Origin of the sequence: Pseudomonas sp. MAG733B (assembly GCF_036884845.1) — a bacterium.
In the GTDB taxonomy this organism is placed as follows: Bacteria; Pseudomonadota; Gammaproteobacteria; order Pseudomonadales; family Pseudomonadaceae; genus Aquipseudomonas.
The window spans coordinates 6,586,913-6,598,594 of sequence record NZ_CP145732.1 but is presented as its reverse complement, the minus strand read 5'-3'; the positions used below and the strand labels follow the sequence as shown (position 1 = coordinate 6,598,594).

Here is an 11,682-nt window from a genome sequence, read left to right as displayed (position 1 = left end):
TCAACAACAAAGGTGTGGGTATGAGCCAGGTCGATTCAAGTGCAGGGGCCAATGATGTTCTGGTCAGCTTTCGTGGAGTGCAGAAGAGCTACGACGGCGAGAACCTGATCGTCAAAGACCTCAACCTGGACATTCGCAAAGGCGAATTCCTCACCTTGCTCGGGCCGTCCGGCTCCGGCAAGACCACCAGCCTGATGATGCTCGCCGGTTTCGAAACGCCGACCGCGGGTGAAATCCTGCTGGCCGGGCGCTCCATCAACAACGTGCCGCCGCACAAGCGTGACATCGGCATGGTGTTCCAGAACTACGCGTTGTTCCCGCACATGACGGTTGCCGAGAACCTGGCGTTCCCGCTGACCGTGCGCGGCTTGAACAAAAGCGACGTCAGCGACAGGGTCAAAAAAGTCCTGAGCATGGTGCAGCTCGACACCTTCGCCCAGCGTTACCCGGCGCAACTGTCCGGCGGTCAGCAGCAACGGGTGGCATTGGCCCGCGCGCTGGTGTTCGAGCCGCAACTGGTGCTGATGGACGAACCTCTCGGCGCACTCGACAAACAACTGCGTGAACACATGCAGATGGAAATCAAACACCTGCACCAGCGCTTGGGCGTGACCGTGGTCTACGTGACCCACGACCAGGGCGAAGCCCTGACAATGTCCGACCGTGTTGCGGTGTTCCATCAAGGCGAAATCCAGCAGATCGCGCCGCCGCGCACGCTCTACGAAGAGCCGAAAAACACCTTCGTCGCTAACTTCATCGGCGAAAACAACCGTCTCAATGGCCGTCTGCACAGCCAGACCGGCGACCGCTGCGTGGTCGAACTGGGGCGTGGTGAAAAAGTTGAAGCGCTGGCGGTGAATGTCGGCAAGACCGGCGAGCCGGTGACCTTGTCCATTCGCCCGGAGCGCGTGAGCCTCAATGGTTCCAGCGAGTCGTGCGTCAACCGCTTCTCGGGAAGGGTGGCGGAATTCATCTATCTGGGCGACCACGTCCGGGTTCGCCTGGAAGTCTGTGGCAAGACCGACTTCTTCGTGAAACAACCGATTGCCGAGCTCGATCCCGCGCTCGCCGTTGGTGACGTGGTTCCGCTTGGCTGGCAGGTCGAACACGTTCGTGCGCTCGACCCACTTCTAGAGGCGAACTGATCGCCCTTCTGCTTCACCAACCCTGCACGTGGAGAACAATATCAATGTTGAAATCCCTGAAATTCACAGCTCTGGTCATGGGCATGATCGGCGCCTCGCACGCGATGGCCGCGGGTCCGGACCTGACCGTCGTGTCCTTTGGCGGGGCGAACAAGGCGGCGCAGGTCAAAGCCTTCTACGCACCGTGGGAAGCGGCAGGCAACGGCAAGATCGTGGCGGGCGAATACAACGGTGAAATGGCCAAGGTCAAGGCCATGGTCGACACCAAGAGCGTGTCCTGGGACCTAGTAGAAGTTGAGTCGCCAGAACTGTCCCGTGGTTGCGACGAAGACATGTTCGAGCAACTGGACCCGGCACTGTTCGGCAAAACCGAAGATTACGTCAAAGGCGCTATCCAGCCATGCGGCGTGGGCTTCTTCGTGTGGTCGACCGTGTTGGCTTACAACGCCGACAAACTGGCTTCCGCGCCGACCAGTTGGGTCGATTTCTGGGACACCAAGAAATTCCCGGGCAAGCGCGGCCTGCGTAAAGGCGCCAAGTACACCCTGGAATTCGCACTGATGGCCGACGGCGTTGCGCCGAAGGACGTCTACAAAGTGCTGGCCGGCAAAGACGGTCAGGACCGCGCGTTCAAGAAACTCGATGAACTCAAGCCGAACATCCAGTGGTGGGAAGCCGGCGCACAGCCGCCGCAATACCTCGCCTCCGGTGACGTGGTCATGAGCTCGGCCTACAACGGTCGCATCGCTGCCGTACAGAAAGAAAGCAACCTGAAAGTGGTCTGGAACGGCGGCATCTACGACTTCGACGCATGGGCCATTCCAAAAGGTCTGGACGCCAAGCGCGCTGAAGCGGCGAAGAAGTTCATCGCCTTCTCGGTACAGCCACAGCAGCAGAAGACCTACTCGGAAAACATCGCCTACGGCCCGGCCAACACCCAAGCCGTACCGCTGCTGGCCAAGGATGTCCTGAAAGACATGCCGACCACCCCGGAAAACATCGCCAACCAGGTGCAGATCGACGTCAGCTTCTGGGCTGACAACGGCGAGCAACTGGAACAGCGCTTCAATTCCTGGGCTGCGAAGTAAGTAGAGGGCTCGCCCTCCTGTGAGGGCGGGCTTTTGTGGCGAGCGAGCTTGCTCGCGTTGGGCTGCGAAGCGGCCCCAATTTTGTTAACAGCTAACAATGTTGTGAGTGCTGCGCACTCAAGCGGGAGCAAGCTCGCTCGCCACAAAAGATCGCTCACACATTATCGATTGATCAAAGATTTCCGGAGTACGCCATGGCTATCGCCGTTCCCGTGAACGCGGGCACTGACCCCACCTTGAAGCAGCGGCTCAAGCATGCCGAGCGGGTCAACCGCTGGAAGGCCCAGGTCCTGATCGCGCCGCTGGTGCTGTTTCTGTTGCTGGTGTTCCTGGTGCCGATCGTGGCGCTGCTCTACAAAAGCGTGGGCAACCCGGAAGTGGTTGGCGGCATGCCGCGCACCGTGTCCGCCATCGCCAGTTGGGACGGCCGAGGCCTGCCCGCTGAACCGGTTTACAAAGCGGCCGCCGAAGACCTCGCCGAAGCCCGCAAGAATCAAACCCTGGGTGATTTGTCCAAGCGCCTGAACATGGAACTGGCCGGCTACCGCAGCCTGCTGACCAAAACTGCCCGCGCCTTGCCGCTCGCCACTGAACCGGCCTCCTATAAAGAAGCGCTGGAAGGTCTCGATGAGCGCTGGGGCGACCCGGCCTACTGGCAAGCGGTACGCCGCAACACCAGCAGCATCACCCCGTATTACCTGCTGGCGGCCGTCGATCATCGCATCGACGACCTCGGCGAAATCGCCCCGGCCACTCCTGACCAGGCGATCTACCTCGACATCTTTGCCCGTACCTTCTGGATGGGCCTGATCATCACCGTGATCTGCCTGATGCTGGCCTATCCACTGGCTTACCTGCTGGCGAACCTGCCGTCGCGCCAAAGCAACCTGCTGATGATCCTGGTGCTGCTGCCGTTCTGGACCTCGATTCTTGTACGGGTCGCCGCGTGGATCGTGTTGCTGCAATCGGGTGGCCTGATCAACAGCGGCCTGATGGCCATGGGCATCATCGATAAGCCGATCGAGCTGGTGTTCAACCGTGTCGGTGTCTACATCTCGATGGTGCACATCCTGCTGCCGTTCATGATTCTGCCAATCTACAGCGTGATGAAAGGCATCTCGCCGACTTACATGCGTGCCGCGATTTCCCTCGGCTGCCACCCGTTCGCCAGTTTCTGGCGGGTGTACTTCCCGCAGACCTATGCCGGTGTCGGCGCCGGTTGCCTGTTGGTGTTCATCCTCGCCATCGGCTACTACATCACCCCGGCATTGCTGGGCAGCCCGAACGATCAGATGGTCAGCTACTTCGTCGCCTTCTACACCAACACCAGCATCAACTGGGGCATGGCGACTGCGCTCGGCGGGCTGCTGTTGCTGGCGACGGTCGTGCTTTATCTGATTTACAGCTGGCTGGTGGGCGCGAGCCGCCTGCGCCTGAGCTAAGGGGAGAACGAAATGCTGAGTCCTTACATGTCGCCCATCGAACGGGTGTGGTTCTACAGCTTGCGGATTCTCTGCGGCTTGATTCTGTTGTTCCTGATCCTGCCGGTGCTGGTGATCATTCCGCTGTCGTTCAACTCCGGCAGTTTCCTGGTGTACCCGCTGCAAGGCTTCTCGCTGCAGTGGTACCACGATTTCTTCGCCTCGGCGGAGTGGATGCGCGCCCTGAAGAACAGCATCATCGTCGCCCCGGCGGCCACGGTGCTGGCGATGATTTTCGGCACGCTGGCGGCCATCGGCCTGACCCGTGGCGACTTTCCCGGCAAGGCGCTGGTGATGGCGCTGGTCATTTCGCCAATGGTGGTGCCAGTGGTGATCATCGGTGTGGCCAGCTATCTGTTCTTCGCGCCATTGGGGCTGGGCAACAGCTTCTTCTCGTTGATCGTGGTGCATGCGGTGCTGGGTGTGCCGTTTGTAATCATCACGGTGTCGGCGACGTTGCAAGGCTTTAACCACAATCTGGTTCGCGCTGCTGCCAGCCTCGGCGCTTCGCCGCTGACCGCGTTCCGTCGGGTGACCTTGCCGCTGATTGCGCCGGGTGTAATTTCCGGTGCGTTGTTCGCCTTCGCTACCTCCTTCGATGAAGTGGTGGTGACGCTGTTCCTCGCCGGCCCCGAGCAAGCGACGCTGCCTCGGCAGATGTTCAGCGGCATCCGCGAAAACCTCAGCCCGACCATCGCCGCCGCCGCGACGCTGCTGATTGCCTTCTCGGTGATCCTGCTGCTGACGCTGGAATGGTTGCGTGGTCGCAGCGAGAAACTGCGTACTGCACAGGTTTAAGTCTTCACACTGATCCCCTGTAGGAGCGAGCCTGCTCGCGATGAACGTCAACGATAACGCGGGAAATCTGACACCCCGCGTCGCTCTCAGGTTCATCGCGAGCAGGCTCGCTCCTACAGGTGTTTTGGGTGGTTTTCGGGAGATCCGGTCATTCACGACCTGAATAGAAGACAACCCACAATCCCCAGCTACTATTGTGCCCAGCTCCCACATCTATAAGAGGCTGCGCACATGAGTCTTTCCTCTTTCAAAATCGCTCACAAACTGATCACCGGCGCAGGGGCCATCGAGCAACTGTCCGCCGAGCTGTCACGTCTGGACATCGACAACCCGCTGATCGTCACCGACGCCGCGCTGGTCAAATCCGGCACGGTAGAGCTGGCGCTGGCGCAGCTGGGTGATCGAAGCTACGAAATCTTCGACCGCGTGCTGCCTGATCCGGAAATCGCCATCGTCGAAGACTGCATGCGCGTTTACCGCGAAGGCGGGCATGACGGCTTGATCGGTCTGGGCGGTGGCAGCGCCATCGACATCGCCAAGAGTGTCGCGGCATATGCCGGCTACCACGGCGCGCTGGAGGATTTGTTCGGTGTCGATCAAGTGCCGCGCAAAGGTCCGCCGCTGATCGCGATCCCGACCACCGCCGGCACCGGTTCGGAAGTGACCAACGTGGCAATCCTCTCCGACAAGGTCGCGCAACTGAAAAAGGGCATCGTCAGCGACTATCTGTTGCCGGACGTGGCGCTGGTCAGTCCGCAGATGACCCTGACCTGCCCGCGCGGTGTCACGGCCGCCAGCGGCGTCGATGCATTGGTGCATGCCATCGAATCCTATCTGTCGGTCAATGCTTCGCCGATTACCGATGCCCTGGCCATCGGCGCGATCAAGCTGATCGCCAAGGCATTGCCCAAGGCCTACGCCAATCCATCGAACCTGCAGGCACGGGAAGACATGGCCACCGCCAGCCTGATGGCCGGCATGGCGTTCGGTAATGCAGGGGTCGGCGCGGTACATGCCCTGGCGTATCCGCTGGGCGGGCGTTTCAACATCGCCCATGGCGTGAGCAACGCCTTGCTGCTGCCCTATGTCATGATCTGGAACAAGATGGCCTGCGTCGAACGCATGCAGGATATCGCCGAGGCCATGGGGGTGAAGACCGCTCATCTGAGTGCCAACGAAGCGGCCGACAAAGCCGTGGAGGCCATGACCGAGTTGTGTGCGGCCGTGGAAATCCCCAAGGGCCTGCGCAGTTTCGGGGTTCCCGAAGACGCCATCCCCGCCATGGCAGTGGAAGCGGCGGGCATTGAGCGCTTGATGCGCAACAATCCACGCAAATTGAGCGCGATTGATATCGAGAAGATCTACCGCGCAGCCTACTGATCATCGCGCTCACGGTGCGCGCGCCAAAGCATGAGGTATACAATGCGCGCCATCGTGATTTAGCTCAGAAAAGGTGCGTCATGCAGCCCTTCGTAATTGCTCCGTCGATTCTCTCCGCCGACTTCGCCCGCCTGGGTGAAGAAGTGGACAACGTCCTGGCCGCTGGCGCCGATTTCGTGCATTTCGATGTCATGGACAACCATTACGTGCCAAACCTGACCATCGGCCCGATGGTCTGCGCGGCCCTGCGCAAGTACGGCGTGACTGCGCCAATCGACGCGCACCTGATGGTCAGCCCGGTGGACCGCATCGTCGGCGACTTCATCGAAGCCGGCGCCACGTACATCACCTTCCACCCGGAAGCCACCCAGCACGTCGATCGTTCCCTGCAACTGATCCGTGAAGGCGGCTGCAAGTCGGGCCTGGTGTTCAACCCGGCGACCCCGCTGGACGTACTCAAGTACGTGATGGACAAGGTCGACATGATCCTGCTGATGAGCGTCAACCCAGGCTTCGGCGGGCAGAAGTTCATCCCCGGCACCCTCGACAAGCTGCGTGAAGCGCGGGCATTGATCGATGCTTCCGGTCGCGACATTCGTCTGGAAATCGACGGCGGTGTGAACGTGAACAACATTCGCGAAATCGCCGCGGCGGGCGCCGACACCTTTGTCGCCGGCTCGGCCATCTTCAATGCGCCGAACTATCAGGAAGTCATCGACAAGATGCGTTCCGAACTGGCGCTGGCTCGCCCATGAGCGGCTTTGAGCAGCTGTTCCCGGGAAGTCTGCCAAGGCTGGTGATGTTCGATCTGGATGGCACGCTGATCGATTCGGTCCCGGACCTTGCGGCGGCGGTGGATAACATGCTGCTCAAACTCGGTCGCGCACCGGCCGGCATCGAGTCGGTACGCGAGTGGGTCGGCAACGGCGCCCCGGTGCTGGTACGACGTGCGCTGGCCGGTGGTCTTGACCATTCGCAGGTCGATAACAGCGAGGCCGAACGGGCGCTGGAGATTTTCATGCAGGCTTACGGTGAAAGCCATGAGCTGACCGTGGTCTATCCCGGTGTGCGCGATACCCTGAAGTGGCTGCACAAGCAGGGTGTCGAGATGGCGCTGATCACCAACAAGCCGGAGCGCTTCGTCGCGCCGCTGCTGGATCAGATGAAAATCGGTCGTTACTTCCGCCTGATCATCGGCGGCGACACCCTGCCACAGAAAAAGCCTGACCCGGCGGCGCTGTTTTTCGTCATGAAAATGACCAACATTCCGGCCTCGCAGTCCTTGTTCGTCGGCGATTCGCGCAGCGATGTGCTGGCGGCGAAAGCGGCGGGGGTCAAGTGCGTGGCATTGAGTTATGGCTATAACCATGGCCGACCGATCGCCGAAGAATCGCCGACACTGGTGATCGACGATCTGCGCAAGTTAATTCCCGGTTGCCTGGATCCGGCCGCTGAGATAACGTTGCCCGACGCTGTTCAATCCCCTCCTGGAAATCCCATCGTGGTGGTCACTCGCAAACTCTGGATGAAAGTCATCAAGGCCCTGGCCCGCTGGCGTTGGCGCGCCTGACTTTTACCTGGCCGGTTCCCGGCGCGTTTGCATACCTGACTGTTAGACCCTCAAGCCACGAGGCACATCATGATCCGCGAAGAATTCCTGCGTTTGGCCGCTGCCGGCTACAACCGCATCCCGCTTGCCTGCGAAACCCTGGCCGACTTCGACACGCCGCTGTCGATCTACCTGAAACTGGCTGACGAGCCCAATTCCTACTTGCTGGAGTCCGTACAGGGCGGCGAGAAGTGGGGTCGTTACTCGATCATCGGCCTGCCGTGCCGTACCGTGATGCGGGTTCATGACCATCACGTCAGCGTGACCGTCGATGGCGTCGAGACCGAAAGCCATGACGTGGAAGACCCGTTGGCCTTCGTCGAAGCCTTCAAGGCGCGCTACAACGTGCCGACCATCGCCGGCCTGCCACGCTTCAATGGCGGTCTGGTGGGTTACTTCGGTTACGACTGCGTGCGGTATGTGGAGAAGCGTTTGGGCAAGTGCCCGAACCCGGATCCGCTGGGCGTGCCGGACATCCTGCTGATGGTTTCCGACGCGGTCGTCGTGTTCGACAACCTCGCCGGCAAGATGCACGCGATCGTCCTGGCCGACCCGGCTCAGGAAGACGCCTTCGAACAAGGTCGCGCGCGCCTGGAAGAGTTGCTGGAAAAACTCCGCCAGCCGATCACCCCGCGCCGTGGCCTGGACTTCAGCCAGCAGCAAGCGGCCGATCCGGTGTTCCGCTCCAGCTTCACCCAGGACGATTACGAAAAAGCGGTCGACACCATCAAGGAATACATCCTGGCCGGTGACTGCATGCAGGTCGTGCCGTCGCAACGCATGTCGATCGACTTCAAGGCCGCGCCGATCGATCTGTACCGCGCGCTGCGCTGCTTCAATCCGACGCCTTACATGTACTTCTTCAACTTCGGCGACTTCCACGTCGTCGGCAGTTCGCCGGAAGTGCTGGTGCGGGTCGAAGACAACCTGATCACCGTGCGCCCGATTGCCGGCACTCGCCCGCGTGGGGCCAACGAAGAAGCCGATCTGGCGCTGGAAAAAGACCTGCTGTCGGATGACAAGGAAATCGCCGAGCACTTGATGCTGATCGACCTTGGCCGTAACGACACCGGTCGTGTTTCGGAAATCGGTTCGGTGAAACTCACCGAGAAAATGGTCATCGAGCGTTATTCCAACGTGATGCACATCGTGTCCAACGTCACTGGCCAACTGAAGGCCGGGCTGACGGCGATGGATGCACTGCGGGCGATCCTGCCGGCGGGCACCTTGTCCGGCGCACCGAAGATTCGCGCGATGGAAATCATCGACGAATTGGAACCGGTGAAGCGTGGCGTCTACGGCGGCGCCGTCGGCTACTTCGCCTGGAACGGCAATATGGACACTGCCATCGCGATCCGCACGGCAGTGATCAAGAACGGCGAACTGCACGTGCAGGCCGGTGGTGGCATCGTCGCCGACTCGGTGCCGGCGCTGGAGTGGGAAGAAACCCTGAACAAGCGCCGCGCGATGTTCCGCGCCGTGGCGCTGGCTGAACAAACTCCGCAAGGCTGATCGATGAACGATGCCCGTCTGCCGGCCGCCTTGAGCGATCAAGCGCTGGACGCTGCGGGCCACTCATTCGAACGCCGTATTAGTAGTCAGTGAATTCAAGAGGTTCTTAACGCCATGTTGCTGATGATCGATAACTACGACTCCTTTACCTACAACGTTGTGCAGTACCTCGGTGAGCTGGGCTCCCAGGTCAAGGTCGTGCGCAACGATGAACTTACCGTTGCCGAAATCGAAGCCCTCAACCCTGAGCGCATCGTCGTCTCGCCCGGCCCTTGCACCCCGACCGAAGCCGGCGTCTCGATTGACGTGATCAAACACTTCGCCGGCAAACTGCCGATTCTCGGCGTGTGCCTGGGCCATCAGTCCATCGGCCAGGCCTTTGGCGGGGATGTGGTCCGCGCCCGTCAGGTCATGCACGGCAAGACCAGCCCGGTGTTCCACGAAGACAAAGGTGTCTTCGAAGGCCTGAACAACCCGCTGACGGTCACGCGCTATCATTCATTGATCGTCAAGCGCGAAACCTTGCCGGATTGCCTCGAGCTGACCGCATGGACCCAACTCGAAGACGGCTCGGTCGACGAAATCATGGGCCTGCGTCACAAGACCCTGAACATCGAAGGCGTGCAGTTTCACCCTGAGTCGATCCTGACTGAGCAGGGCCACGAACTGTTTGCCAACTTCCTCAAACAAACCGGCGGCACGCGCTAAGGACTACTCATGAATATCAAGACAGCCCTGGGCCGTATCGTCGATCACCTCGACCTCAGCACCGATGAAATGCGCGATGTAATGCGCGAAATCATGACCGGACAATGCTCGGACGCGCAGATTGGCGCGTTCATGATGGCCATGCGCATGAAGAGCGAAAGCATCGACGAGATCGTCGGCGCCGTGTCGGTCATGCGCGAGCTGGCGGACAAGGTCGAACTCAAGACCCTCGACGGCGTGGTCGATGTGGTGGGCACCGGCGGTGACGGAGCCAACATCTTCAACGTATCGACCGCTTCCGCATTCGTCGTAGCGGCGGCCGGCTGCACCGTGGCCAAACATGGTAACCGTGCGGTCTCGGGCAAGAGTGGCAGTGCCGACTTGCTGGAAGCGGCCGGCATCTACTTGAACCTGACCCCGGTTCAAGTGGCGCGTTGCATTGACAACGTTGGTATTGGTTTCATGTTTGCCCAAACTCACCACTCTGCGATGAAATACGCCGCAGGCCCGCGCAAGGATCTGGGCTTGCGCACACTGTTCAATATGCTCGGCCCGCTTACGAATCCGGCCGGTGTGAAACATCAGGTGGTGGGCGTATTCACTCAGGCCCTATGCCGTCCACTGGCGGAAGTGTTGCAGCGTCTTGGCAGCAAGCATGTGCTGGTGGTGCATTCGAAAGATGGCCTGGACGAGTTCAGCCTGGCTGCGCCGACTTTTGTCGCTGAACTGAAAAACGATCAGATCACCGAATATTGGGTCGAGCCGGAAGACCTGGGGATGAAGAGCCAGAGCCTGCACGGCCTGGCGGTGGAAAGCCCGGCAGCCTCTCTGGAATTGATTCGCGATGCCTTGGGCAAGCGCAAGACCGAGAACGGTCAGAAAGCGGCCGAGATGATCATGCTCAATGCCGGCGCGGCGCTGTACGCCGCTGACCATGCCAGCAGTTTGAAAGAGGGCGTGGCCCTGGCGCACGATGCGCTGCACACCGGTCTCGCTCGGGAGAAGCTCGAGGAACTGGGTGCGTTTACCGCGGTATTCAAAGTGGAGAATGAGGGATGAGTGTACCGACGGTTCTGGAAAAGATTCTGGCGCGCAAGGTTGAAGAAGTCGCTGAGCGTAGCGCTCGCGTCAGCCTCGCCGAGCTGGAAAACCTGGCCAAGGCGGCCGATGCACCCCGTGGTTTCGCCAAGGCGTTGCTGGCCCAGGCCAAGCTGAAACAGCCGGCAGTCATCGCTGAAATCAAGAAAGCCTCGCCGAGCAAAGGCGTGATCCGCGAGAACTTCGTTCCCGCCGACATCGCCAAGAGCTACGAGAAGGGCGGCGCGACTTGCCTGTCGGTACTCACCGACATCGACTACTTCCAGGGCGCCGATGCGTACCTGCAACAGGCCCGCTCGGCGTGCCAGCTGCCGGTGATCCGCAAGGACTTCATGATCGATCCGTATCAGATCGTCGAAGCCCGGGCCCTCGGTGCTGACTGCGTGCTGTTGATCGTCTCCGCACTGGATGATGTGAAGATGGCCGAGTTGGCGGCAGTGGCCAAAAGCGTCAACCTCGATGTGCTGGTGGAAGTCCACGATGGCGACGAGTTGGAGCGGGCCTTGAAAACCCTCGACACTCCGCTGGTTGGCGTGAACAACCGCAATCTGCACACCTTCGATGTCAGCCTGGAAACCACCCTCGACTTGTTGCCGCGTATCCCGCGCGATCGACTGGTAATCACCGAGAGCGGCATCCTCAATCGCGCCGATGTCGAACTGATGGAAATCAGCGACGTCTACGCGTTCCTGGTCGGCGAGGCGTTCATGCGCGCCGAAAGCCCGGGCACCGAGTTGCAGCGTCTGTTCTTCCCTGAGCGCGGCGTTCCGGTCAGTGGTTCTACACTCGACTGAATAAAGCTTCACAGGCAGTCCGCTTTCACTGTGGGAGCGGGCTTGCCCGCGAAGAGGCCGGTAAATTCC

Annotated in this window: 11 protein-coding genes; all 11 read left to right on the top strand. The window is 60.5% G+C overall.

All coding sequences use genetic code 11. From position 1 onward, the window contains the following. The first annotated feature begins 20 nt into the window (after positions 1-20). The 11 genes from V6Z53_RS30365 (at position 21) to trpC (ending at position 11,613) form a co-directional block, all read left to right on the top strand. Positions 21-1,145, top strand: a complete 1,125-nt coding sequence (locus V6Z53_RS30365) for an ABC transporter ATP-binding protein (RefSeq protein ID WP_338583465.1) — start codon at positions 21-23, stop codon at positions 1,143-1,145. A gap of 44 nt (positions 1,146-1,189) precedes the next feature. Continuing rightward, complete coding sequence (locus tag V6Z53_RS30360) at positions 1,190-2,233, top strand: ABC transporter substrate-binding protein (protein ID WP_338583464.1); 1,044 nt, start codon at positions 1,190-1,192, stop codon at positions 2,231-2,233. Between the two features lie 194 nt (positions 2,234-2,427). Further along, entirely contained in the window at positions 2,428-3,675 is a 1,248-nt protein-coding gene (locus tag V6Z53_RS30355) for an ABC transporter permease (protein ID WP_338583463.1), read from the top strand. A 12-nt stretch (positions 3,676-3,687) separates the two neighbouring features. Next, positions 3,688-4,512: an ABC transporter permease gene (locus V6Z53_RS30350; RefSeq protein WP_008084123.1), complete on the top strand. Its 825-nt coding sequence runs from the start codon at positions 3,688-3,690 to the stop codon at positions 4,510-4,512. Between the two features lie 231 nt (positions 4,513-4,743). Then, a complete protein-coding gene (locus V6Z53_RS30345) occupies positions 4,744-5,892 on the top strand; it encodes an iron-containing alcohol dehydrogenase (RefSeq protein WP_338583462.1) in 1,149 nt (382 codons plus the stop codon). Between the two features lie 80 nt (positions 5,893-5,972). Continuing rightward, entirely contained in the window at positions 5,973-6,647 is a 675-nt protein-coding gene (rpe, locus tag V6Z53_RS30340) for a ribulose-phosphate 3-epimerase (RefSeq protein WP_053162900.1), read from the top strand. Beyond that, the gene (locus V6Z53_RS30335; RefSeq protein ID WP_338583461.1) at positions 6,644-7,462 is read left to right on the top strand and encodes a phosphoglycolate phosphatase; all 819 of its coding nucleotides are present in this window, start codon (positions 6,644-6,646) and stop codon (positions 7,460-7,462) included. The genes rpe and V6Z53_RS30335 overlap by 4 nt, the downstream gene beginning before the upstream one ends. 69 nt (positions 7,463-7,531) lie before the next feature. After that, positions 7,532-9,013: an anthranilate synthase component I gene (trpE, locus tag V6Z53_RS30330; RefSeq protein ID WP_338583460.1), complete on the top strand. Its 1,482-nt coding sequence runs from the start codon at positions 7,532-7,534 to the stop codon at positions 9,011-9,013. A 114-nt stretch (positions 9,014-9,127) separates the two neighbouring features. Next, complete coding sequence (locus V6Z53_RS30325; RefSeq protein WP_096514722.1) at positions 9,128-9,721, top strand: aminodeoxychorismate/anthranilate synthase component II; 594 nt, start codon at positions 9,128-9,130, stop codon at positions 9,719-9,721. A 9-nt stretch (positions 9,722-9,730) separates the two neighbouring features. After that, positions 9,731-10,780 (top strand): anthranilate phosphoribosyltransferase, encoded by a 1,050-nt coding sequence (gene trpD / locus V6Z53_RS30320; RefSeq protein WP_338583459.1) that lies wholly within the window; start codon positions 9,731-9,733, stop codon positions 10,778-10,780. Next, positions 10,777-11,613, top strand: a complete 837-nt coding sequence (gene trpC, locus V6Z53_RS30315; RefSeq protein WP_338583458.1) for an indole-3-glycerol phosphate synthase TrpC — start codon at positions 10,777-10,779, stop codon at positions 11,611-11,613. The genes trpD and trpC overlap by 4 nt, the downstream gene beginning before the upstream one ends. Positions 11,614-11,682: the final 69 nt, after the last annotated feature.